The organism is Spirilliplanes yamanashiensis, from assembly GCF_016863475.1.
Taxonomy (GTDB): Bacteria; Actinomycetota; Actinomycetes; order Mycobacteriales; family Micromonosporaceae; genus Spirilliplanes; species Spirilliplanes yamanashiensis.
This window is the reverse complement of record NZ_BOOY01000018.1, coordinates 255,662-278,655: the sequence shown is the minus strand read 5'-3', so window position 1 is coordinate 278,655 and position 22,994 is coordinate 255,662. Positions and strand designations below refer to the sequence as shown.

Below are 22,994 nucleotides of genomic sequence, written 5' to 3'. Positions count from 1 at the left end.
GCCCGCGGAGGACCGCCCGCGGAGGACCGCCCGCGGAGGACCGCCCGCGGAGGACCGCCCGCGGAGGACCGCCCGCGGAGGACCGGCCGCCGCGAGGGCCGGCAGCCCGGCTGGCAGCGGGGAGCCTGCGGTGCAGGGTGGCGCACGGTGGTGGGGGACAAGATCAGGCACATGGAGGCCGAGGCCCACGGGGTGAAAGCCACGGACAGCCCGAACCGAACACCGCGACAGCCCGCCACGACCAATCTCCCCAGGCATGAGAAGACCTGGCGCACCGTGCAGATCATCCTCGGCCAGAACCAGCGAAAATCCGGCCCCAGCCTGCGTCGAAAAGCACGGCAAAGGCGTCCGAGGTGGGGGTGAATGGGCGAGTTGATGGCATCAGGGGTGTGAGCCGTGCGAAAGATGGCGGGCCGAGGTGCCGATCCGGGGTGGGATGGGCCAGAATGGCGTGCGAGGAGGGGAGTATTCCTCTGCGTCGGTGTCGTCAACACGGCTGCCGCCCGGTTCGCCGAGCGGTCACCCGGCACCGCGGCCGCCGGTCCATCGTCGCCAGCGACGGGCCGGGGGCGGAAGAGACCTCCGACAGTCACCCCCGATACATCGTCTCGCAGCGTGGGCGTCCGGACCGATACCACCGGGCGTGCGGCGGCGCGGCGATGTCCCGTGTCTGCCGGAGGCAACTAAGTGAACGTGCCCACCTGGGTCTGGACCGTGACCCTGGTCGTCCTCGTCGTGATGCTCGCCGTTGATCTGGTGATCGTCGGACGCCGGCCGCACGAGCCGAGTATTCGTGAGTCGTCCCTGTGGGTGACGTTCTACGTCGTCCTCGCGCTGATCTTCGGCATCGGGGTGTGGGTGACCGCCGGTCCCACCTATGCCGGTGAGTTCTACGCGGGCTGGCTCACGGAGTACAGCCTGTCGGTGGACAACCTGTTCGTCTTCGTGATCATCATGGGCAACTTCGCGGTGCCCCGGCAGTTCCAGCAGAAGGTGCTGCTCATCGGCATCGTGCTGGCGCTGGTGATGCGCGGCGGGTTCATCGCCGCCGGTGCCGCGCTGATCTCGCAGTTCAGCTGGGTGTTCTACATCTTCGGCGCGTTCCTGCTGTACACGGCGATCAACCTGGCCCGGCAGAGCCACGCGGCGGACACCGAGGAGGAGGAGTTCAAGGAGAACATTCTCATCCGGTGGAGCCGGCGCGCGCTGCCGGTGACGAAGACGTTCGACAGCGCCACCATGTCGGTGCGCGACCCGGAGACCGGGCGGCGCATGTTCACGCCGATGCTGATCGTGATGATCGCGATCGGCACCACCGACCTCATCTTCGCGCTCGACTCCATCCCGGCGATCTTCGGCATCACCAGCGAGCCGTACCTGGTGTTCACCGCCAACGTGTTCGCCCTGATGGGTCTGATGCAGCTGTTCTTCCTGCTGGGCGGCCTGCTGGAGCGCCTGGTGTACCTGAACATCGGCCTGGCCGTGGTGCTGGGCTTCATCGGCGTGAAGCTGGTGCTGGAGGCGCTGCACAGCAACGAGGTGCCGTTCATCAACGGCGGCGAGCACGTGCCGTGGGCGCCGGAGATCCCGATCTGGCTGTCGCTGTCGATCATTCTCGGCACGCTGGCGATCGCGACGGTGGCCAGCCTGGTGAAGACGGCGCACGACAAGCGGCGCGACCTGGTCGGCACCGGCCCGAAGAGCTGACGCCGGGCGGCGGTCAGGCCGTCAGGGCGGCGGTCAGCTTGCGCATGGCCGCGTCGGCGCCGGGGCTGGTCGTGGGGCCCAGGGCGGCGAGGCTGGACAGCAGGGCCGCCGCCTCGGGCAGGTCGAGGGTCACCGTGATCGTGGTGCGGGTGCGGGGGAGGCTGACGCCGCCCCCGGCGCCGCGGGCGGTGCGCAGCGGCACGCCGCTCAGGCGCAGGCGTTCGACGTCGCGGGCGATCGTGCGGGGTGCGACGCGCAGGTCGCGGGCCAGGTCGTCGAGGTGCAGGCGGGCGCCGTGGGCGGCGTGCAGGCGTTCGATGAGGGCCTGTTGGCGGTCGACGCGGCGCAGCGTGAGGTGCGGGTCGCGGGAGGCGGCGGCGAGGCCGGTGCGTCGGTCCACGTCACCACCGTAAGGCGACACAGGCGTGTCCGGTTCGGTCCGTACGGTCGGCGGCATGGATGACGTGCGGCAGTTCTTCGACCGGTACGCGGCGGCGCTGCTGGCCCGCGACGAGCGGGCGGTGGCCCGGATGTACGCGGTGCCGGGGCTGATCCTGTTCCCCGGGCAGGCGATCGCGGTCGGCAGCGAGGCGCAGACGGAACAATTCTTTGCTTCGTCGTGGGCGCAGTACGAGGGCGTCGACGCCGTCGAGCACGACGTGGCGGTGCTGGCGCGGGCGCCGGGCTCCGTGTGGGCGGACGTGACGTGGCGCTACGACGGCGAGGTGCGGGAGCGGTTCTGCTACCAGCTGGTGGCCGGCGACGACGGCTGGCGGATCGCGGTGCTGACGCCGCTGGCGTGAGCACCGCGATCCGTCCGGCGGCTCAGTTCTGGTGCTTGCGGCGGGCCGCCTGGCGGCCGCGGACCGTCTGGTCGAGGATCACCTTGCGGATGCGCACGGCGGCCGGCGTGACCTCGACGCACTCGTCCTCGCGGCAGAACTCGAGGGCCTGCTCCAGCGACAGCTTGCGCGGCGGGATCAGGCGCTCGGTGTTGTCGGCGCTCGCGGCCCGCATGTTGGTGAGCTTCTTCTCCTTGGTGATGTTGACGTCCATGTCGTCCTCGCGGGAGTTCTCGCCGACGATCATGCCCTCGTACACCTCGGTGGACGGCTCGACGAAGAGCTGGCCGCGCTCCTGCAGGTTGATCATGGCGAAGCCGGTGACGGCGCCGGCCCGGTCCGCGACCAGGGAGCCGTTCTGGCGAGTGCGCAGCTCGCCGAACCACGGCTCGTAGTCCTCGAAGAGGTGGTGCATGATGCCGGTGCCGCGGGTCTCGGTGAGGAACTCGGTGCGGAAGCCGATGAGGCCGCGGGCGGGGACCAGCCACTCCATGCGCAGCCAGCCGGTGCCGTGGTTGATCAGCTCCTCCATCCGGCCCTTGCGGGTGGACAGCAGCTGCGTGATGGCGCCCATGTACTCGTCGGGGGCGTCGATGGTGAGGCGCTCGACCGGCTCGTGCAGCTTGCCGTCGATGGTCTTGGTGACGACCTGCGGCTTGCCGACGGTGAGTTCGTAGTTCTCGCGGCGCATCTGCTCGACGAGGATGGCCAGCGCCAGCTCGCCGCGGCCCTGCACCTCCCAGGCGTCGGGGCGGTCGGTGTTGAGGACGCGCAGCGACACGTTGCCGACGAGCTCCTTGTCGAGGCGGTCCTTGACCATGCGCGCGGTGACCTTGGCGCCCTTGACCTTGCCGACCAGCGGCGACGTGTTGGTGCCGATGACCATGGAGATGGCCGGCTCGTCGACGGTGATCAGCGGCAGCGGGATCGGGTTCTCAGCGTCCGCGAGCGTCTCGCCGATCATGATGTCGGGGATGCCGGCGACGGCCATGATGTCGCCGGGGCCGGCGCTATCGGCGGGCTTGCGCTCCAGGCCCTCGGTGATGAGCAGCTCGGAGATGCGCACGTTGCTGATCGTGCCGTCGGTCTTGCACCAGGCGACGGTCTGGCCCTTGCGGATGGTGCCCTCGTGCACGCGGCACAGCGCGAGGCGGCCGAGGAACGGCGACGCGTCGAGGTTGACGACGTGGGCCTGCAGCGGGGCGCCCTCGGTGTAGGTGGGGGCGGGGATGGTGCTGAGGATCGTGCTGAACAGCACCTCGAGGTCGGTGCTGTCCTCGGGTACGGTGCCGTCCTTGGGCTGGGTCAGCGAGGCGATGCCGTCGCGAGCGCACGCGTAGACGATGGGGAACTCGATCTGGTGCTCGTCGGCGTCGAGGTCGAGGAAGAGCTCGTACGTCTCGTCGACGACCTCCTTGATCCGGGCGTCGGGGCGGTCGACCTTGTTGATGATCAGGATGATCGGCAGCTTGGCGTGCAGCGCCTTGCGCAGCACGAACCGGGTCTGCGGCAGCGGGCCCTCGGACGCGTCGACGAGCAGGGCGACGCCGTCGACCATGGTGAGGCCGCGCTCGACCTCGCCGCCGAAGTCGGCGTGGCCGGGGGTGTCGATGATGTTGATGGTGACGGGCTCGCCGTCGGCGGGCCGGTAGCTGATCGCCGTGTTCTTGGCGAGGATCGTGATGCCCTTCTCCCGCTCCAGGTCCATGGAGTCCATGACGCGGTCGGCCATCTCGCCTCGCGCGTGGGACTGGCTCCCCTGGCGCAGCATGGCGTCGACCAGCGTGGTCTTACCGTGGTCGACGTGGGCGATGATGGCGACGTTGCGTAGGTTGGCGCGGGTCTGCATGCCCCCATCCTCCCCGGTGGGTCTTCAGTTCGCGGCCCCGGGGTGGTACGGCTCACCGCCCCCGGCCGGCGGACGGGGACGAAAACGGCGTCACCGGTACGGACGGGGCCGGCGGGGCGACTGCGGTGGCGGCCGGCCGCCGGTCTGGCGTCCCGGCCCGGCGCAACGGCTGACCGCCTCCGGCTGAACCCGCCCTGAACAGGGCAAAGCCGGTCTTTTCGCGTGCGAGCATGGGTGCCATGAGGGCCGCCCTGGGGTTGAGTGTCGCCGTGCTGCTGGCGGGGGTGGCCGCACCGACGGCCGCCGCCGGGACGGGATCCACCGCCGTCGACACCGTCGACGAGATCCACTGGTCGTTCGGCGACTCGCCGGGCGAGCTGACGCTGAGCTGGCGCGGCGAGGAGACCGTCGTCGCGTACGGGCTGACCGACGCGTACGGCGCCCTCGCCGTCGGCGCCCCGTCGGCCGTCACGCCGGTGGACCGGGACGGGCCGTTCCGCGAGGCCGAGCTGACCGGGCTGGCCCCCGACACCGTGTACCACTACCGGATCGGCGCGGACGGCGCGGACCACACGCTGCGCACCGCGCCGCTGGGCAGCTTCCGCTGGGTCGACACCGGCGACACCGCGAGCAGCCTGTGCAAGCCGTGGGCGACCCAGGTGCACGCCCTCATCGCCCAGCTCGCACCCCGGTTCGTCACCCACGGCGGCGACATCAGCGAGGCGAACGTGTGCGGCGTCGGCGCCGTGCACCAGTACTACCTCGACCAGCAGGCGTGGTCGACGTCCGCCGCGTTCCAGCCGATGTGGGGCAACCACGAGTACGGCCAGCCGCAGCCGGGCGCGCCCGCCGGCACCCCGCGCGACACGCTCGCCAACTACAAGGGCCGCAGCGCGATCACCAACCCGCAGACGATCTCCGTGGACACCGCCACCAAGACGTCGCACCCGGGCTGCCCCGGCGGCCCGGACGGCGGCAACGGCTGCCGGGGCGAGGACTGGGGCTGGTTCCGGGCGGGCGGGGTGCTGTTCGTCGGCTACCCGGAGATCTGGCCCGAGGCCCTCGCCGACTGGCGGCGCACCACCGAGGTCCTGCTCGCCGAGGCGCAGGCCGACCCCACGATCGACTTCGTCGTCACGTACGGGCACCGGCCCGCGTACTCGTCCCAGGTCGTCAACGGGTGGGACCCGACGGTGCGCGCCGCGATCGACGCGCTCGCCGCCCGGTTCAGCCCGCGCCCGGACAGCCCCACCGGCAAGTACGTGCTCAACCTGGCCCACCACGTGCACGCGCTGGAGGTGTTCCGGCCGATCAACGGGCTGACCCACGTCACCAACGCCAGCGGCGGCCAGGGCCGGGTCACGCTGCCGTCGCCGCCGGACCCGAACTCGCTGCTGCGGCTCAGCCACCTGGGCGTGCTGGCGGGGGAGTACGACGCGGCGGCGCGGGCGCTGTCGCTGCGCTGGGTGTGCGGGCCGGACATCCCGGGCTCGACGGGCGCGGACCCGTGCGGCTACGGCGACACGATGTGGTCGACGACGTTCCGGGCGGCGGGCACGGACCCGGCCCCGAGCCCGACACCCACGGCGAGCCCGACGCCGACCGCGAGCCCGACGCCCACCGTCAGCCCGACGCCCAGCCCGACGGTGAGCCCGACGCCGACCGTGAGCCCGACCCCGACGGCCAGCCCCACGCCCACCGTGGCGCCCACCGGGCGCGAGTGGGTGCTCAACCCCGGCGCCGAGACCAACCTGACCGGCTGGTCCGGCCGCTACGGCACCACCACCGGCGTCACCGTCGCCCGCACCACCAGCGGCGTACGCACCGGCCGGGGCGCGATCAGGGTCGCCGCCGGGTCCGGCGCCCGGGACCTGAGCAGCGGCTTCAACGACAACCCGCGCTGGCTGCAGCGCACCGTGCGCGGCGCCACGTACACGGCGGGCGCCTGGGTCCGGCCCGTCGCCGCCGGGCAGGAGATCGTGGTGCGGCTGCGCGAGTGGACGCCCGGCGGCGCGCTGGTGACCGACCGGTCCACCACGCTGCGGGCGCCGTCGACGGCGTGGCAGCGGGTGACCGTGCCGCTGACCGCGGCGCAGGCCGGCACGGCGCTGTCGATGGCCGTGTACGCCAAGGACCTCGACGCCGGTGAGTGGTTCCTGGCCGACGACCTGTCGCTGGTGGGGTGACGCCGGGCGAACGTGCCTCTTTCTCGCGTTTGACGACATGCCCTTTTTGCCCCACCTAGCCTCGGGTGCGGGCGCCGGACCCCTCATCCCGGCGTCCGGGAGGGAAAGGCATGCCCCGCGTCCGACGCTGCGCGACCGTCGCCCTGACCGCCCTGGTCCTGGCGACCACCCCCGCGCTGAACGCACCGGCGGCCCACGCCGCCGCCGGCATCACCGCCACCGCCCGCACGGGCGGCGCCCCGCTCAACGCCCGCTCCGGCCCGTCCACCGCCGACGGCGCCGTGCGGGAGATCGCCAACGGCAGCCGGCTGGCCGTGCGCTGCCAGGTGTACGGGCAGCTGGTCAGCGGCGAGGTGCGCCGCACCGCGTACTGGAGCCGGCTGTCCGACGGCAGCTACATCAGCAACGGCTACATCCGCTGGTCGCCCCGCCCGCCCCGGCTGACCTGGTGCCACGGCACCTCGCCGGCCACCGCGACCGCCCGGGTGCCCGGCGGGCAGCTCAGCGTGCGGTCCGCGCCCCGCACCGGCGCGACCAAGGTCGCCAGCGTGCGCGACGGGTTCCGGTTCCAGGTCGCCTGCCAGGCGTGGGGCAGCCGGGTCAGCGGCACCGTGCGCACCAGCCCGCTCTGGTACCGGGTGCTGCCCGGCCGGTACGTCTCCGCCGCCTTCGTGGCCTGGTCGCCGGGCGCGCCGTCGCTGCCGTTCTGCGGCCAGGCGCCCGCCACCGTGCCCGCCACCAACGCCGGGTTCATCGCCCGGGTCGCCCCGGGCGCCCGCGCCGGCCGGGTCCACTACGGGGTGCCCGCCTCGGTGACGATCGCCCAGGCCATCCTGGAGAGCGGCTGGGGGCGCAGCATGCTCACCCGGCGCGACCACAACTACTTCGGCATCAAGTGCTTCGGCACGCCGGGCACCATCGCGTCCGGCTGCCGCACCTACGGCACCCACGAGTGCGAGGGCAACGACTGCTACCGCACCTCGGCGTCGTTCCGGGCCTACCGCAGCCCGTACGCGTCGATCGTCGACCACGGCCACTTCCTGCGGGTCAACAGCCGCTACCGCAACGCCTTCAAGTACACGAACGCGCCCAACGCGTTCGTCCGCGAGATCCACAAGGCCGGGTACGCGACGTCGCCGACGTACTCGAAGAACCTGATCGGCATCATGCAGAAGTACGGCCTGTACCGCTACGACAGGTGATCCACCGGGCGGGCTACACTGGGTTTCGTACCCGGGATCCTGGTGTTGTAGGGTCTCCGGGTTGACGTGCGCTTCATGATGCTGCCGGCCCTCGCATCGAGGTGTGCCCCAAGCAGCGCAAGGTAAGGAGACCGAGAGCAATGCCGCCCAAGAAGAAGACCCACGAGGTCACCCTCGCGCTTGAAGCGGGCAACGCCGCGATGGTCGACCTCGGCAAGATGCTCGGTCCGACCGGCGCCAACATGCGCGCCGTCAAGGTCGAGTACGACGAGGCGACCTCCAGCCAGCGTGGCGAGATCATCCCCGTCGTGGTGACGGTCTTCGAGGACCGCAGCCACAAGCTGACGTACAAGACGCCGCCGACCAGCTTCCTCATCCGCAAGGCGCTGGGTGTGCAGTCGGGCGCGTCGAACCCGGGCACCCAGGTGGCCGGCACGTTGACGGCCGACCAGATCCGCGAGATCGCCAAGCGGAAGCTGCCGGACCTGAACGCGAACGACGAGGAGGCGGCCATCAAGGTCGTCGCCGGCACGGCTCGCTCGATGGGCGTCAACGTCCCCGAGTGACCACAGCCTGAATCTGACGCCCCGCGCCGTGACCGGCGCGGGGCGTCAGTCCTTCTCCCCGACGATCGCCTCGATCAGCCCGTACTCGCGGGCCTCCGCCGCGGACAGGGTGCGCCCGGCCGACAGGTCGTCCTCGATGCGGCTGCGCGGCTGCCCGGTCACCGCGGCCAGCCGCACGATGACCTCCTCCAGCTCGTTGAGGTGCCGCCCCGCCGCGGCCGCCACCTCGTCGGCGGTGCCGGTCACCCCGGCCGCCCGCGGCTCGGCCAGCCGGATCCGCGCGTGCCGGTACGCCGAGCGCCGCGCCGCCGCCACCAGCACCGCCACCACCGCGCCGCCGACCTGCGACGTCACCACGGCGTGCACCTCGCAGCGCATCGCGTCCATCGCGTCGACCACCGCGAACGCCGCCGGCAGCTCCCCGTCCAGCCCGGCCAGGTGCAGCTGCACCGGCTCGTCACCGGTCGCGTCGAGCGTCAGCAGGGCGGCGGCGGTCTGGGTGGCCACCGGGTGCGTCAGGGGCCCGCGCAGCATGACCGTGCGCTGGTCGAACAGCCGCTCCGCCAGCCAGCCGGGCAGCTCCTGCTCGGCGGGCGGCCCGGGCTGCCACGGCTGCCACGGCTCGGGGGAGCGGTCGGGACCGGGCTGCCAGCGGTAGTGGTCCACGTTCGGCTCCGCATCGTCGAGGGCGCGTGCGGCCCATGCTAGGACGATCACCGGCGCCGCCACGAGGGGTTACGCCGTGGGCGCAGCGGGCGCTCAGCCGCGGGGCGTGGCGAAGCCGATGAGCGCGGCCAGGCCCAGCGCGCTGCGGGCCTGGTAGCCGATGCGCCACAGCCCGCCGTGCGCCGCCGCGAACGCCTCGTCCTGCCACACCGGCGCGCCGGCCGGGCGCGGGGCGCGCAGGTGGTGCACCAGCAGCGCGGCCATCAGGGTGTTGCTGGTGGCCGGCTCGAACACCTCGATGCCGAAGCGGTGCGCCCCCGCGTACGCCGCGGCCAGGGCGCGGTTGCGCACCACCGAGCGGGTGCGCGTCGGCGGGGCGATCGAGAAGGCGACGGGGACGCCGGCCGCCCGGGCGTCGGCGGCGCGCCACCGTTGCAGGCGTTTGGCCAGGGCGTAGTTGGGGCCCTGCTGCGGGACGAGGCTGTCGTTGACCGGGCCGTCCGGGTAGGTGGGGCGCAGCAGCCGCCCGCCGGACAGCAGCCGCAGCGGGGCGCGCAGCACCGCCCGGGCCTCGGCCGCCCGCCCGGCCGCGTCGACGGCCTCGGGCGGGACGGCGTACACGTCGGTGGGGGTGCCGAGGAACGCCAGCGCCGTGCCCGGCCGCTCGGCCAGCAGGTGCGCGGTCAGGGCGTCGCAGGCGGCGGAGACCCGCAGGTAGGTGGCGCCCGGCGCGTACACGTAGTTGCCCAGCACCAGCGGGCCGTCCAGACCGGACACGAACCCGGCCACCGTGGGCAGGTCGTGCAGCAGGTCCAGGCCGAGGCGCTGCGGCAGCGGGCCGGGCCCGGGCGCGGCCGGCAGCAGCAGCCGCCCGCCGTAGCGGGCGGCGGTGCCCAGCACCCGCTCCCACAGCCCGGGCCGGGGCAGGTCGACGCCGGCGACGGTGCCGCCCCAGCGCAGCACCGCGTGCAGCGGGCCCATCTCGGCGCCCGCGCCGAGCACGACGACGGTGCGGTCGGACAGGTCGAGCCAGTCCGGGTTCGCGGCGACGGTGCGCACCGCCTCGGCGCAGCTCGGCTCGATCGTGCCGGCGGCCACCCACGCGTCCAGGCGGCGGTGCAGGTCGTCGCCGCTGAGCCGGCGCCCCTGGTACGGCAGGGAGAAGCCGCGCTCGACCTCGGTGCCGGCGGGCGCGGTGACGGTCTGCACCTCGCGCGGCGCGGTGACGGTGCACGCGGCGGCCAGCGGCGCCTCGCCGGATCCGGTGAGCACCCGCATCCGCTCGTGCAGGGCGGCGACCCCGCGCCGGGCGATCGCCACGGCGGCGTCCGGCGGCTGCAGCCCGGCCGTGACCAGGTCGCGGAACGGCCCCAGGTAGCCGCGGCGCCAGTCGCGGACGTCGCGGGCGGCGGCGGCCAGCGCGGGGTCGGCGGCGCTCAGCGCCTCCGCCACCACCGCCCGGCCGGTGGCCGTCGAGCTGCGGCGCCCGTCCGGTCCCTGCGGAAAGACCACACCCTGCACCCGGCGCCTCCTTCGACGGCCGCCAGTATCGTCGCCGCCGGGCGGCGTGTCATCCGCTGGGCCGCCCGCCGGTCACCAGCCGCGGTCGCGCCACTCGCCGAGGTGCGGGCGTTCGGTGCCGAGCGTGGAGTCCTTGCCGTGGCCCGGGTAGAACCAGGTGTCGTCGGGCAGCCGGTCGAACAGCTTGGTGGTGACGTCGCGGAACATCGACGCGAACGCGGCCGGGTCGCCGAACGAGTTGCCGACGCCGCCGGGGAACAGCGAGTCACCGGTGAACAGGTGCGGCGCGCCGGCCGGGTCGCGGTAGAGCAGCGCGATCGAGCCGGGGGTGTGGCCGACCAGGTGGATGACCTCCAGCGCGCAGTCGCCCACGCCGACCGTGTCGCCGTCGCGCAGCGTGGAGGTCACCACCGGGATCTCGGGGGCGTCGTCGGCGTGGGCGAGCGACCGGGCGCCGGTGGCGGTGACGACCTGGCTGAGGGCGCCGTGGTGGTCGCGGTGGCGGTGGGTGGTCACCACCGTGGTCAGGCCGGCGGGGCCGATGAGGTCGAGCAGCCGGCGGGCGTCGGCGGCCGCGTCGATCAGCAGCTGTTCGCCGGTGGTGCGGCAGGTCAGCAGGTACGCGTTGTTGTCCATGCGGCCGACGGACGCCTTCGCGATCGTCAGCGCCGGCAGCTCCCGCACGTCGGCGGGGCCGCCGGGGGTCACGTCTCCGGTGTACGTCATGGTCACTTCCACCTCGGCGGGGTCGGCAGCTCGCCGTCGGGCGAGACGGTCAGGGCGGCGCCGTCGCCGCGGCCGGTCAGCCACGCGGCCAGCGCCCAGGCCGGGCCGGACACCACCGGGGCGGCGGCCGGGTCGCCGACCACCAGCGGGTGGCCGAGCGCGTCGGGGCGCAGCACCAGCGGCGGGCCTTCGTGCAGGCCGTCGAGGACCTCGCGCAGCAGGCGCAGCGCGAACGCCTCCGGCCAGTGCGCCGGGGTGTAGCCGGCGGCCAGGTCGGCGTGGTGCACCTCGACCTCGCGCAGCCGCGCCCACGGCACCATCGCGGCCGGGTGGCCGGTGGCCTGCAGCACCCGCGGCCACGCGCCGGCCGGGACGGCGGCGGCCTGCTCGGCGAACCGCTCGTGCGCCGCGCGGATGTCGGCGAGCTGCTCGGCGAGCGGGCGCGCGTGGCCGGCCTCGATGCCCTCGGCGCGCGCCTCCGGCGAGGCGTACCCGGGCACGTCGGCGCCGGTGGCGGCGCCGCGCAGCAGGTTGGCGTACGCGTCGGCGTTGCGCGCCACGTGGGTCAGGACGTGGCCCCGGGTCCAGCCCGGCAGCCCGGACGGGGCGGCCACCCCGGCGTCGTCCAGGCCCTCGGCCGTGCGCAGCAGCCGCTGCGTCGCCCGGTCCACCTCGGTCATCAGTACGAGCGGATCCACCGTCACACCGTCGACCCTAGCGGCTCGCGCGCGCCGGAAATCGGTACCGCGAGCGGGGGACCGGCACGTACCGTCGGCGGCAGACGCGTCACCCGAGCAGGGGAGGAGGTGGGACCAGTGCCGGTCACCGTACCCGCGTCCCGTCCCGATCCCGTGCGCCGCTCCTGACCGACGGGGCGCGCACCCGCACCCATCAGGGAAGACCCATGACGCTCGAGCTCGCGTCCCTCGGCTGGGACGCCGCCCTCGCCGACGCCTACCGCCCGTTCGACCGCGCCGACGCCGTGCCCGGCCGGGTCAGCCGCGCCGACCGCGGCGTCTGCACCGTCCTGACCACCGCCGGCGCGGAACGCGCCAGCCTCGGCGGCGGCGTGCTGCTGACGGCCGCCGCCGACCCGGCCCGGCTGCCCTGCGCCGGCGACTGGGTGGTCGTGCGGCGCTGGCCCGACCGGCGCACCACCTGCGAGGCGGTGCTGCCGCGGCGCACCGCCGTGATCCGCCGCACCGCCGACAAGGACGCCTCCGGCCAGGTGCTGGCCGCCAACGTGGACGTCGCCGCCGTCGTCGAGCCGGTGCACCCGGAGCCGGACGCCGGGCGCATCGAACGCCTGCTCGCCCTGGCCTGGGAGTCCGGCGCCCGGCCCGTGGTGATCCTGTCCAAGTGCGACACCGCCGCCGAGCCCGGCCTGGTGGCCCGGCAGCTGGCCGGCCTGGCGCCCGGCGTGCCGGTGCTGCCGGTCAGCGCCGAACGCGGCGAGGGCGTCGCCGCGGTGGCGCGGCTGATCGGCCCCGGTCGCACCCTCGGCCTGCTGGGGGCGTCCGGGGCTGGTAAGTCCACCCTGGTCAACGCCCTGGCCGGGGCGTCGGTCATGGGCACCCAGGCGATCCGCCGGGTCGACGGCAAGGGCCGGCACACCACCACGTTCCGGGCGCTGGTGCCGTTGCCCGGCGGCGGCGCCGTGATCGACACCCCGGGGCTGCGCGGCGTCGGCCTGCTCGACGCGGCGACCGGGCTGGACCGGGCGTTCGCCGACGTCACCGAGCTGGCCGCGCTGTGCCGCTTCCGGGACTGCTCGCACCACGGCGAGCCGGGCTGCGCCGTCGCCGAGGCGCTGGCCACCGGGGAGCTGACCGCCCGCCGCCTCGACTCCTACCGGGCGCTGCACCGCGAGACCGCGTACGAGACGAGCCGCCGCGAGGCCCGGGCCGGCAAGGCCGCCGCCGCCATGGAACGACGGGCCCGCAGGCGCTGACGGCGGGGCGGTCCGGCGGCTCTGACAGAATGCCCCGGTGAGCGTGGACGAGGCTGTCGACGAGCGGGCGCCGTCCGCGCCCGGACCCGCGGCGCGGCCCGACCACCGCTGGCTCGACCGCGCCGCGCCGGTGGCGTACCTGCTGCTGTCGGTGTTCGTGCTGGCCCGGCTGTGGGCCGACCCGAACGGCCGGGTGCTGCGGCACAACATCGACGACCACGGCGTCTTCCTCTTCTTCGTCGCGCACGCCGAGCGGGTTGTCTTCCACCTGGACAACCCGTTCTTCACCCATCAGCTCAACGCCCCCGACGGCGTGAACATGATGGCGAACACGTCGATCCTGGCGCTGGCGCTGCCCGTCGCGCCGGTCACCCACTGGCTCGGCGCCGGGGTGGCGGTGGCGCTGCTGCTCACCCTGGGCCTGTTCGGCACCGCCTGGGCGTGGTACCACGTGCTGTCGCGGCACCTGGTGCGCTCGCGCGTCGCCGCGGCGGTCGGCGGCCTGTGGTGCGGGTTCGCGCCCACGATGGTGTCGCACGCCAACGGGCACGTGAACTTCGTCGCCCAGTTCGTGGTGCCGTTCATCGTCTGGCGGGTGCTGCGGCTGCGCGAGCCCGGCCGGGCGCTGCGCAACGGCCTCGCCCTCGCCGCGCTGATCGTGCTGCAGATCTTCATCAACGAGGAGATCCTGCTGTTCACGGCGCTGGCCCTGGGCGTGTTCGTGATCGGCTACGCGCTGTGGGACCGGGCCGCCGCGCGCGCCGTGGCCAAGCCGTTCCTCGCCGGGCTGGGCGTCGCCGCGGCCGCCTCGTCGGCGGTGCTGGCGTACCCGCTGTGGCTGCAGTTCTTCGGCCCCGGCAGCTATCACGGCCAGCCGTTCCCGCCCGACGAGTACGTGACCGACCTGCTGTCGTACGGGGCGTTCGCGCGCCAGTCGGTGGCCGGCACCGAGGGCGTGGCGAAACAGCTGAGCGTCAGCGCCACCGAGGACAACTCGTTCTTCGGCGTGCCGGTGCTGATCATGCTGGTGGTGGCGATGGTGCTGCTGTGGCGCTCGGCCGCCGCGAAGGCCACCGCCCTGGCCGGGCTGGTGCTGGCGCTGATGGGGCTGGGCCCGTCGCTGCAGGTGGCCGGCCGCGACACCGGCATCCCGCTGCCGTTCGCGCTGATCAGCCACGTGCCGATCATCGACCTGGTCAGCGTGACCCGGTTCACCATGGTCAGCGCCACGGTCGCCGGGCTGCTGCTGGCCCTGGCCGCCGACCGGGCGGGCACGCTGGGCCGGCGCCGCCGGGTGGTGTTCTGGGTGGCGCTGGCCGTCGCGCTGGCGCCGGTGGCGCCGAAGCCGCTGCCCGCCGAGCCGGCCGCCCCGCCGCCGGCGTTCCTGGCCGAGGGCCTGTGGCGGCAGTACGTGCCGGCCGGGCGCTCGCTGGTGCCGGTGCCGCTGCCCGAGGTCACCAACGGCCGCGACACGATGCGCTGGGCGGGCCTGACGCTGCTCGACGTGCCGGTGCCGCGCGGCTACTTCATGGGCCCGGTGGCCCCGCCCGGCGACGACACCGGCTCGTGGGCCGCGCCCCGGCGCCCCACGTCCGACCTGCTGCGGCGGGTGCTGCTGACCGGCCAGGTGCCGCCGGTCGACGACGCCGACCGGCGGGCGGCCGCCGCCGACCTGGCGTTCTGGAACGCGGGCGCCGTCGCCCTGGTGGAGACCCCGAACCGGGCTGCCCTGGAGACGACGCTCACCGCCCTGCTGGGTCGCGCTCCGGAGCCCGTCGGCGGAGTATTGCTCTGGCGGGTCCCGTAGGGAATGCCGGTCGCGCGAACGGCGCTGACCTGGTCGGACGTGCGGTGCGGGGAAACTGTCGTACCCCGTGGCTAGAGTTGCCGCGGCCCGCCGCACCGGCTCGCTCGTTGAGCAGGGTGGCGGAGCGTTCCCGAAGACACACGTAACGGAGTGGGCGAGGCTGTGGCCGACCGACTGATCATTCGCGGTGCGCGTGAGCACAACCTGCGCGACGTCTCCCTCGACCTGCCGCGGGACGCGCTCATCGTGTTCACCGGGCTGTCCGGCTCGGGCAAGTCCAGCCTGGCGTTCGACACGATCTTCGCCGAGGGCCAGCGCCGCTACGTCGAGTCGCTGTCGTCGTACGCGCGGCAGTTCCTCGGCCAGATGGACAAGCCGGACGTCGACTTCATCGAGGGCCTGTCCCCGGCCGTCTCGATCGACCAGAAGTCGACGTCGCGCAACCCGCGCTCGACCGTCGGCACCATCACCGAGGTCTACGACTACCTGCGCCTGCTGTTCGCCCGCGTCGGCGAGCCGCACTGCCCGGTCTGCGGCGAGGCCATCGCCAAGCAGAGCCCCCAGCAGATCGTCGACCGGGTCCTCGCCATGCAGGAGGGCACCCGGTTCATGGTGCTCGCCCCGGTCGTGCGCGGCCGCAAGGGCGAGTACGTCGACCTGTTCGCCGAGCTGCAGTCCAAGGGCTACGCGCGGGCCCGGGTCGACGGCGTGGTGCACCCGCTCACCGAGCCGCCGAAGCTGAAGAAGCAGGAGAAGCACACCATCGAGGTGGTGATCGACCGGCTCAGCGTCAAGGCGTCCAGCAAGCAGCGCCTCACCGACTCGGTCGAGGCGGCGCTCGGGCTGTCCGGCGGCCTGGTGCTCGTCGACTTCGTCGACCTGCCCGAGGACGACCCGGCCCGCGAGCGCAAGTTCTCCGAGCACCTGGCCTGCCCCAACGACCACCCGCTGGCCATCGAGGACCTGGAGCCCCGGGTCTTCTCCTTCAACGCGCCCTACGGCGCCTGCCCGGAGTGCACCGGCCTGGGCACGAAGAAGGAGGTCGACGCCGAGCTGGTGGTGCCCGACCCGGAGCGCACCCTGCGCGACGGCGCCGTGCAGCCGTGGTCCGGCGGCCAGACCCAGGAGTACTTCCTGCGCCTGCTGGAGGCGCTCGGCAAGGCGGAGCACTTCGGTCTCGACACCCCGTGGCGCGCGCTGCCCGCCCGGGCCCAGAAGCTGATCCTGCACGGCGCCGACGACCAGGTGCACGTGCGCTACCGCAACAAGTACGGCCGCGAGCGCTCCTACTACACGGGCTTCGAGGGCGTCGTGCAGTGGATCGAGCGCCGGCACAACGACACCGAGAGCGACTGGTCGCGCGACAAGTACGAGGGCTACATGCGCGACGTGCCGTGCCCGACGTGCGGCGGCGCCCGGCTCAAGCCCGAGGTCCTGGCGGTCACGATCGCGGGCCGGAGCATCGCCGAGGTCTGCAACCTGTCGGTGGGCGAGTGCGCCGAGCTGCTGGCCGGGTTCACGCTGACCGACCGGCAGAAGATGATCGCCGAGCGGGTGCTCAAGGAGATCAACGCCCGGCTGCGCTTCCTCGTCGACGTCGGCCTCGACTACCTGTCGCTCGACCGGGCCGCCGGCACCCTGTCCGGCGGCGAGGCGCAGCGCATCCGCCTGGCCACCCAGATCGGCTCCGGCCTGGTCGGCGTGCTGTACGTGCTGGACGAGCCGTCGATCGGCCTGCACCAGCGCGACAACCACCGGCTCATCGAGACCCTGGTGCGGCTGCGCAGCCTGGGCAACACGCTGATCGTGGTCGAGCACGACGAGGACACCATCCGCATGGCGGACTGGATCGTCGACATCGGACCGGGCGCGGGCGAGCACGGCGGCAAGATCGTGCACAGCGGCTCGGTGCAGGACCTGCTGGCCAACGAGGAGTCGTCGACGGGGGCGTACCTGTCGGGCCGCAAGAGCATCCCGACGCCCGCCCACCGGCGCCCGCAGACGGCCGGCCGCGAGCTGGTCGTGCAGGGCGCCCGCGAGCACAACCTGCGCAACCTCACCGTGCCGTTCCCGCTGGGGCAGTTCATCGCGGTCACCGGGGTCAGCGGCTCGGGCAAGTCCACCCTGGTCAACGACATCCTCTACACCGTGCTGGCCAACCAGATCAACGGCGCCCGCATGGTCCCCGGCCGGCACACCCGCATCACCGGCCTCGACCAGGTCGACAAGGTCGTCGGCGTCGACCAGTCGCCGATCGGCCGCACCCCGCGGTCCAACCCGGCCACCTACACCGGCGTGTTCAACAACATCCGCACGCTGTTCGCGGAGACGACCGAGGCCAAGGTGCGCGGCTACGGGCCGGGCCGGTTCTCGTTCAACGTCAAGGGCGGCCGGTGCGAGAACTGCTCCGGCGACGGCACCATCAAGATCGAGATGAACTTCCTCCCGGACGTGTACGTGCCGTGCGAGGTGTGCAAGGGCGCCCGCTACAACCGGGAGACCCTGGAGGTCCACTACAAGGGCCGCACCATCTCCGAGGTGCTCGACATGCCGATCGAGGAGGCCGCGGAGTTCTTCGCCGCCATCCCGGCCATCCACCGCCACCTCAAGACCCTGGTCGACGTCGGCCTCGGCTACGTGCGCCTGGGCCAGCCCGCGCCGACGCTGTCCGGCGGCGAGGCGCAGCGCGTCAAGCTCGCCTCCGAGCTGCAGAAGCGCTCCACCGGCCGCACGGTGTACGTGCTCGACGAGCCCACCACCGGCCTGCACTTCGAGGACATCCGCAAGCTGCTGATGGTGCTCAACGGCCTGGTCGACAAGGGCAACACGGTCATCGTCATCGAGCACAACCTCGACGTCATCAAGACCGCGGACTGGCTCATCGACATGGGACCCGAGGGCGGCTACAAGGGCGGCATGGTGCTCGCCGCCGGCACGCCGGAGGAGCTGGCCGAGGTGCCCGACAGCCACACCGGGCAGTACCTGCGCCACGTACTCGGGCTGACCGGCGCGGCGGCGGGGTCGAAGACCGCGGTGGCCCGGGCGGCCAAGGCCAACGGCACCAAGCCGGCCCGCGCCTCCCGCGCGAAGGTGCCCGCGCCGGCCTGACATTTCACCCTCGGTGACCGTTTCGCCGCCGTCCCCGCCGGGGCCGCGCGGCGAAACGGCCCCGTGGCCTGCCCGGGCGTGGCATCTTTCGAGCGATCGCCGGGTGTAGCTGAGAGTTTGCTCAAAGCGTGAACCACTCCGGCTGATCGAGCGTATGTACAACCGATGCCACGGCTTTCCGCCGCCGACGAGGGCTTACTGGAGGTTCACCCGATGACTGACGTGCAGCCGGCGCACGACACGGACCGCGCCACCGCGGCCCCCGTCCGACTGGGCACGCCGTCCACCCGCCGCGGCCTGCTGGCCGGCGCGGGCGCCCTCGGCGCCACCGCCCTGCTCGCGGCCTGCGGCACCGAGCAGCCCACCGATGGCGTCGGGTACGGCACCGGCACCGGCGGCGAGCCGATCCCGGCCGGCAGCGCCAACCCGGGCACCGGCAACGACGGCGGCGGCGACACCGGCAACAGCGGCGGCGGCGCCGCTCTCGCGGCCGTGGCCGACATCCCGGTCGGCGGCGGCATCATCCTCGCCACCATGGTGATCACCCAGCCGACCGAGGGCGAGTTCAAGGCCTTCGACAAGAAGTGCACCCACCAGGGCTGCCCGGTCACCGAGGTCAACAACGGCGAGATCAACTGCAAGTGCCACAACAGCTCGTTCTCGATCGAGGACGGCTCGCCGACCGGCGGTCCGGCGCGCCAGGCCCTCGCCGAGAAGCAGGTCAAGGTCGACGGCGACAACATCGTCGAGGCCTGACGCACGGCCCGGCGGGGGCGCCGGGGCGAGCGGACCCCGGCCGGGGGCCTGACACCGTGGCGGCGGTGCCGGGCCTCCGGCCGGCCCCCTTTCGGGGCACCGGTTCTGACAGAGGCACGGACTACTGTGGGAGCCGTGCCAGACCCGTCCACCTATCGGCCCGCCACGGGCACGATCCCCGACGCGCCCGGCGTCTACCGATTCCGCGATCCCACCGGCCGGGTCATCTACGTCGGCAAGGCCAAGAGCCTGCGCAGCCGGCTGAACTCCTACTTCGCCGACCCGGTCAACCTGCACCCGCGCACCCAGCAGATGGTCACCACGGCGGGCTCCGTCGACTGGATCACCGTCGGCACCGAGGTCGAGGCGCTGCAGCAGGAGTTCACCTGGATCAAGCAGTTCGACCCGCGGTTCAACGTGAAGTACCGCGACGACAAGTCGTACCCGTTCCTCGCCGTGACCCTGAACGAGGACTACCCGCGGCTGCAGGTCATGCGGGGCGCGAAGAAGAAGGGCGTGCGCTACTTCGGCCCCTACTCGCACGCCTGGGCCATCCGCGAGACCCTCGACCTGCTGCTGCGGGTGTTCCCGGCGCGCACCTGCTCCGCCGGGGTGTTCAAGCGCTCCGCCCAGATCGGCCGGCCGTGCCTGCTGGGCTACATCGGCAAGTGCTCGGCGCCGTGCGTCGACCGGGTGTCCGCCGAGGAGCACCGCGGCATCGTCGACGACTTCTGCGACTTCATGTCCGGCCGCACCGACGCGTTCGTCAAGCGCTACGAGCGCGAGATGATGGCCGCCTCCGACGCGCTGGACTTCGAGCGCGCCGCCCGGCTGCGCGACGACCTGGCCGCCCTGCGCAAGGCGCTGGAGAAGCAGACCGTGGTGCTCGGCGACGGCACCGACGCCGACGTGGTGGCGTTCGCCGACGACCCGCTCGAGGCCGCGGTGCAGGTGTTCCACGTGCGCGACGGCCGGGTGCGCGGCCAGCGCGGCTGGGTCGTGGAGAAGACCGAGGAGCTGACCGCGGGCGACCTCGTCCACCACTTCTGCACCCAGGTGTACGGCGACGAGCACGGCGAACGCGACGTGCCGCGCGAGCTGCTGGTGCCCGAGCTGCCGCCGGACGCCGACGCGCTGGCCGACTGGCTCAGCGAGCACCGCGGCAGCCGGGTGCAGCTGCGGGTGCCGCAGCGCGGCGACAAGAAGGCGCTGCTGGAGACCGTCGGGCGCAACGCCAAGGAGGCGCTGAACCGGCACAAGCTCAAGCGTTCCGGCGACCTGACCACCCGCAGCAAGGCGCTGGAGGAGATCGCCGAGGCGCTCGGCATGGAGACCGCGCCGCTGCGCGTGGAGTGCTACGACGTGTCGCAGATCCAGGGCACCGACGTCGTGGCCAGCATGGTGGTGTTCGAGGACGGGCTGCCCCGCAAGGGGGAATACCGGCGCTTCGCGGTGCGCGGCAACCCCGACGGTTCCGGCACCGACGACCTGAGCGCGCTGACCGAGGTGCTGCGCCGGCGCTTCGCCCGCTACCGCGAGCAGGCGGCCGGGTCGCCGCCGGAGGAGACCACTCCCGGCGCGGGGGAGCTGCCCGGCATCGACCCCACCACCGGGCGGCCGCGCCGGTTCGCGTACCCGCCGCAGCTGGTCGTGGTCGACGGCGGCGAGCCGCAGGTCAACGCCGCCGCCACCGTCCTGGCCGAGCTGGGCGTGACCGACGTGGCGCTGTGCGGGCTGGCGAAGCGGCTGGAGGAGGTGTGGCTGCCGGCGGACGACTACCCGGTGATCCTGCCGCGCACCTCCGAGGCGCTGTACCTGCTGCAGCGCATGCGCGACGAGGCGCACCGGTTCGCGATCACGTACCACCGGCAGAAGCGCAGCAAGCGGATGACGGTGTCCGGCCTGGACGACGTGCCGGGCCTGGGCGAGGCGCGGCGCAAGGCGCTGCTGCGCACGTTCGGCTCGGTGAAGAAGCTGGCCGCGGCCACCCCGGAGGAGATCGCCTCGGTGCCCGGCATCGGCCGGCGCACCGCCGAGGCCGTGCTCACCGCGCTCAACGGCGGCGGGACTACCGCGGTGCCCAGCGGCGTTACGGGTGGCGGCACCGATCGGGGAACGGACACCTCGTCCGGCGACTGAACCCCGCCCCGACGGCCTAGGATGCAGTGTCCCCGCGAGGCGAGCACGAGAGAGGACCAGGCGTGACCGATCGCAGCGAGGTGTTCCCGGACCTGCCGGCGGCGCAGAACTTCGCCGGTGGCGCCGACACCGACCTCGTGGTGGTCACCGGGTTGTCCGGCGGCGGCCGGTCCACCGTGGCCCGCGCGCTGGAGAACGTCGACTTCTACGTGGTCGACAACCTGCCGCAGGCGCTGATGCTGGACATGGCGCAGCTGGCGTACCAGGCCGGCGGCGCCACCCAGCGCACCGCGATGGTCCTCGACGTGCGCAGCCGCGCCTTCTCCACCGACCTGGCCGGCGCGATCCGGGCGCTCAAGGAGCGCGGCTTCCACCCCCGGGTGGTGTTCGTGGACGCCGACGACGACGTGCTGGTGCGCCGCTTCGAGAGCGTCCGCCGGTCGCACCCGCTGCAGGGCGACGGGCGCCTGGCCGACGGCATCGCCGCCGAGCGCAAGCTGCTCGAGGAGGCCCGCGAGCTGGCCGACGTCATCATCGACACCAGCCACCTCAACGTGAACCAGCTGCGCCGCCGGGTCGAGGAGCTGTTCAGCAGCGAGGACGCCCGCCGGCTGCGCATCACGGTGCTGTCGTTCGGGTTCAAGTACGGCCTGCCGGTCGACGCCGACTTCGTCTGCGACGCGCGGTTCCTGCCGAACCCGTACTGGGTGCCGGAGCTGCGCGAGCACACCGGGCAGGAGGAGTCGGTCAGCAGCTACGTGCTGAGCCAGGAGGGCGCCGACGACTTCGTGGGCACGTACGCGCACCTCATCGGCGCGACCGCGGCCGGCTTCGAGCGCGAGGGCAAGCGGTACCTGACGGTGGCCGTGGGCTGCACCGGCGGCAAGCACCGCAGCGTGGCCCTGTCGGAGGAGCTGGCGGCGCGGCTGCGCGACAGCCGGCTGTCGGCGTACGCCTCGCACCGGGACCTGGGGCGCGAGTGACCCGGGTGAAGGTCGTCGCGTTCGGTGGCGGGCACGGGCTGGCGGCCTCGCTGCGGGCCCTGCGGCGCACCGCCCCGGAGCTCGACCTCGACATCACCGCCGTGGTGACGGTGGGCGACGACGGCGGGTCGAGCGGGCGGCTGCGCGCCGAGCGGTCGGCCCTGCTGCCGCCGGGCGACCTGCGCCAGGCGCTGGCCGCGCTGGCCGCCGACCACGACACCGACCGGCAGACCGCCGCGCTGCTGCAGCACCGGTTCGCGCAGGTGTCCGACACCGACCCGCTGGCCGGGCACGCCGTCGGCAACCTGCTGATCCTGGGGCTGATGGAGCAACTGGGCGACCCGGTCGCCGCGCTCGACCACGTGGCCCGGATGGTGCACGCCACCGGCCGGGTGCTGCCGATGGCCAACCACGCCGTCGGCCTGGAGGCGCAGGTGCGCGGCGGCGACCCGGCCCGCCCCGGCGAGGTGGTGACGGTGCGCGGGCAGCACGCCGTGGCGGTCGCCCACGGTCACGTCGAGGCCGTCCGCCTGACGCCGGAGGCGCCGTGCGCGTGCCCGGAGGCGGTCGCGGCCGTCGCCGCCGCCGACTGGCTGATCTTCGGCCCCGGCAGCTGGTACACGAGCGTCATCCCGCACCTGCTGGTGCCCGAGCTGGCCCGCGCCATCGTCGCGAGCCCCGCCCGCCGCCTCGTGACGCTCAACCTGGGCGCCGACGCCGAGACGGCCGGGCTCACCGACGCCGACCACCTGACCGCGCTGCGCCGGTACCTGCCGGCCCTGCGGGTCGACGTGGTGCTGGCCGACAGCAAGGCCGTCGGCGAGCCCGACACGCTGCGGGAGGCGGCCGACGCGCTCGGCGCGCACCTCGTGCTGGCCCCCGTGCAGCTCGCCGACGGCAGCTGCAGGCATGATCCCGAGGCGCTCGCGGCGGCCCTGGTGCCTGTCCTGGGCGCCGATCGTTAACCCCCGGTGACGGCGACAAC

18 protein-coding genes are annotated in these 22,994 nt (G+C 73.6%); 12 read left to right on the top strand and 6 right to left on the bottom strand.

Annotation, left to right across the window (positions count from 1 at the left end; genetic code table 11):
- The first annotated feature begins 687 nt into the window (after positions 1 to 687).
- Positions 688 to 1,707, top strand: a complete 1,020-nt coding sequence (locus Sya03_RS13295; protein ID WP_203938552.1) for a TerC family protein — start codon at positions 688 to 690, stop codon at positions 1,705 to 1,707.
- 13 nt (positions 1,708 to 1,720) lie between these two features.
- On the opposite strand, the gene Sya03_RS13290 is transcribed toward Sya03_RS13295, so the two are convergent.
- Entirely contained in the window at positions 1,721 to 2,107 is a 387-nt protein-coding gene (locus tag Sya03_RS13290) for an HTH domain-containing protein (RefSeq protein ID WP_203938551.1), read from the bottom strand.
- Between the two features lie 55 nt (positions 2,108 to 2,162).
- Here Sya03_RS13290 and Sya03_RS13285 point away from each other — a divergent pair, with 55 nt between their 5' ends.
- Positions 2,163 to 2,510 (top strand): DUF6841 family protein, encoded by a 348-nt coding sequence (locus Sya03_RS13285; RefSeq protein WP_203938550.1) that lies wholly within the window; start codon positions 2,163 to 2,165, stop codon positions 2,508 to 2,510.
- Between the two features lie 22 nt (positions 2,511 to 2,532).
- On the opposite strand, the gene typA is transcribed toward Sya03_RS13285, so the two are convergent.
- Positions 2,533 to 4,398 (bottom strand): translational GTPase TypA, encoded by a 1,866-nt coding sequence (gene typA / locus Sya03_RS13280; protein ID WP_203938549.1) that lies wholly within the window; start codon positions 4,396 to 4,398, stop codon positions 2,533 to 2,535.
- A 239-nt stretch (positions 4,399 to 4,637) separates the two neighbouring features.
- On the opposite strand from typA, the gene Sya03_RS13275 reads away from it, so the two are divergent.
- The 3 genes from Sya03_RS13275 to Sya03_RS13265 all read left to right on the top strand — a co-directional run bounded on the left by Sya03_RS13275 (position 4,638) and on the right by Sya03_RS13265 (position 8,352).
- Entirely contained in the window at positions 4,638 to 6,584 is a 1,947-nt protein-coding gene (locus Sya03_RS13275; protein ID WP_203938548.1) for a fibronectin type III domain-containing protein, read from the top strand.
- Positions 6,585 to 6,694: 110 nt separating this feature from the next.
- The gene (gene gsmA, locus Sya03_RS13270) at positions 6,695 to 7,786 is read left to right on the top strand and encodes a sporangiospore maturation cell wall hydrolase GsmA (protein ID WP_203938547.1); all 1,092 of its coding nucleotides are present in this window, start codon (positions 6,695 to 6,697) and stop codon (positions 7,784 to 7,786) included.
- Between the two features lie 140 nt (positions 7,787 to 7,926).
- Entirely contained in the window at positions 7,927 to 8,352 is a 426-nt protein-coding gene (locus tag Sya03_RS13265; protein WP_203938546.1) for an uL11 family ribosomal protein, read from the top strand.
- Between the two features lie 45 nt (positions 8,353 to 8,397).
- Here Sya03_RS13265 and Sya03_RS13260 read toward each other — a convergent pair whose 3' ends face one another.
- The 4 genes from Sya03_RS13260 to Sya03_RS13245 all read right to left on the bottom strand — a co-directional run bounded on the left by Sya03_RS13260 (position 8,398) and on the right by Sya03_RS13245 (position 11,969).
- Positions 8,398 to 9,018, bottom strand: a complete 621-nt coding sequence (locus tag Sya03_RS13260; RefSeq protein ID WP_203938545.1) for an ATP-dependent Clp protease proteolytic subunit — start codon at positions 9,016 to 9,018, stop codon at positions 8,398 to 8,400.
- Positions 9,019 to 9,111: 93 nt separating this feature from the next.
- Positions 9,112 to 10,539 (bottom strand): hypothetical protein, encoded by a 1,428-nt coding sequence (locus Sya03_RS13255; protein WP_239107432.1) that lies wholly within the window; start codon positions 10,537 to 10,539, stop codon positions 9,112 to 9,114.
- Positions 10,540 to 10,611: 72 nt separating this feature from the next.
- Positions 10,612 to 11,265, bottom strand: coding sequence for an MBL fold metallo-hydrolase (locus tag Sya03_RS13250; protein ID WP_203938544.1), 654 nt, complete (start codon positions 11,263 to 11,265; stop codon positions 10,612 to 10,614).
- A gap of 2 nt (positions 11,266 to 11,267) precedes the next feature.
- Positions 11,268 to 11,969 carry a maleylpyruvate isomerase family mycothiol-dependent enzyme gene (locus Sya03_RS13245; RefSeq protein ID WP_203938543.1) on the bottom strand — a complete coding sequence of 234 codons (702 nt, stop codon included), beginning with the start codon at positions 11,967 to 11,969 and terminating at the stop codon, positions 11,268 to 11,270.
- A 200-nt stretch (positions 11,970 to 12,169) separates the two neighbouring features.
- Here Sya03_RS13245 and rsgA point away from each other — a divergent pair, with 200 nt between their 5' ends.
- From rsgA to Sya03_RS13210, 7 genes are all read left to right on the top strand, one after another.
- A complete protein-coding gene (gene rsgA, locus Sya03_RS13240) occupies positions 12,170 to 13,216 on the top strand; it encodes a ribosome small subunit-dependent GTPase A (protein WP_203938542.1) in 1,047 nt (348 codons plus the stop codon).
- A 37-nt stretch (positions 13,217 to 13,253) separates the two neighbouring features.
- Positions 13,254 to 15,023 (top strand): DUF6311 domain-containing protein, encoded by a 1,770-nt coding sequence (locus Sya03_RS13235; protein WP_203938541.1) that lies wholly within the window; start codon positions 13,254 to 13,256, stop codon positions 15,021 to 15,023.
- 162 nt (positions 15,024 to 15,185) lie between these two features.
- Positions 15,186 to 18,131 (top strand): excinuclease ABC subunit UvrA, encoded by a 2,946-nt coding sequence (gene uvrA / locus Sya03_RS13230; protein WP_203938540.1) that lies wholly within the window; start codon positions 15,186 to 15,188, stop codon positions 18,129 to 18,131.
- A gap of 213 nt (positions 18,132 to 18,344) precedes the next feature.
- Positions 18,345 to 18,887, top strand: a complete 543-nt coding sequence (locus Sya03_RS13225; RefSeq protein ID WP_203938539.1) for a Rieske (2Fe-2S) protein — start codon at positions 18,345 to 18,347, stop codon at positions 18,885 to 18,887.
- A gap of 135 nt (positions 18,888 to 19,022) precedes the next feature.
- Positions 19,023 to 21,026, top strand: a complete 2,004-nt coding sequence (gene uvrC / locus Sya03_RS13220) for an excinuclease ABC subunit UvrC (protein ID WP_203938538.1) — start codon at positions 19,023 to 19,025, stop codon at positions 21,024 to 21,026.
- Positions 21,027 to 21,106: 80 nt separating this feature from the next.
- On the top strand, positions 21,107 to 22,009 hold the full coding sequence (gene rapZ / locus Sya03_RS13215) for an RNase adapter RapZ (protein WP_203938577.1): 903 nt from the start codon (positions 21,107 to 21,109) through the stop codon (positions 22,007 to 22,009).
- A complete protein-coding gene (locus Sya03_RS13210) occupies positions 22,006 to 22,974 on the top strand; it encodes a gluconeogenesis factor YvcK family protein (protein ID WP_203938537.1) in 969 nt (322 codons plus the stop codon). The genes rapZ and Sya03_RS13210 overlap by 4 nt, the downstream gene beginning before the upstream one ends.
- Positions 22,975 to 22,994: the final 20 nt, after the last annotated feature.

Bases quoted from the DNA above. Each gene is read 5' to 3' on its own strand.
- Sya03_RS13285 (WP_203938550.1), top strand. From the start codon at position 2,163: ATGGATGACGTGCGGCAGTTCTTCGACCGGTACGCGGCGGCGCTGCTG.
- typA (WP_203938549.1), bottom strand. From the start codon at position 4,398: ATGCAGACCCGCGCCAACCTACGCAACGTCGCCATCATCGCCCACGTC.
- Sya03_RS13275 (WP_203938548.1), top strand. From the start codon at position 4,638: ATGAGGGCCGCCCTGGGGTTGAGTGTCGCCGTGCTGCTGGCGGGGGTG.
- gsmA (WP_203938547.1), top strand. From the start codon at position 6,695: ATGCCCCGCGTCCGACGCTGCGCGACCGTCGCCCTGACCGCCCTGGTC.
- Sya03_RS13265 (WP_203938546.1), top strand. From the start codon at position 7,927: ATGCCGCCCAAGAAGAAGACCCACGAGGTCACCCTCGCGCTTGAAGCG.
- Sya03_RS13250 (WP_203938544.1), bottom strand. From the start codon at position 11,265: ATGACGTACACCGGAGACGTGACCCCCGGCGGCCCCGCCGACGTGCGG.
- rsgA (WP_203938542.1), top strand. From the start codon at position 12,170: ATGACGCTCGAGCTCGCGTCCCTCGGCTGGGACGCCGCCCTCGCCGAC.
- Sya03_RS13225 (WP_203938539.1), top strand. From the start codon at position 18,345: ATGACTGACGTGCAGCCGGCGCACGACACGGACCGCGCCACCGCGGCC.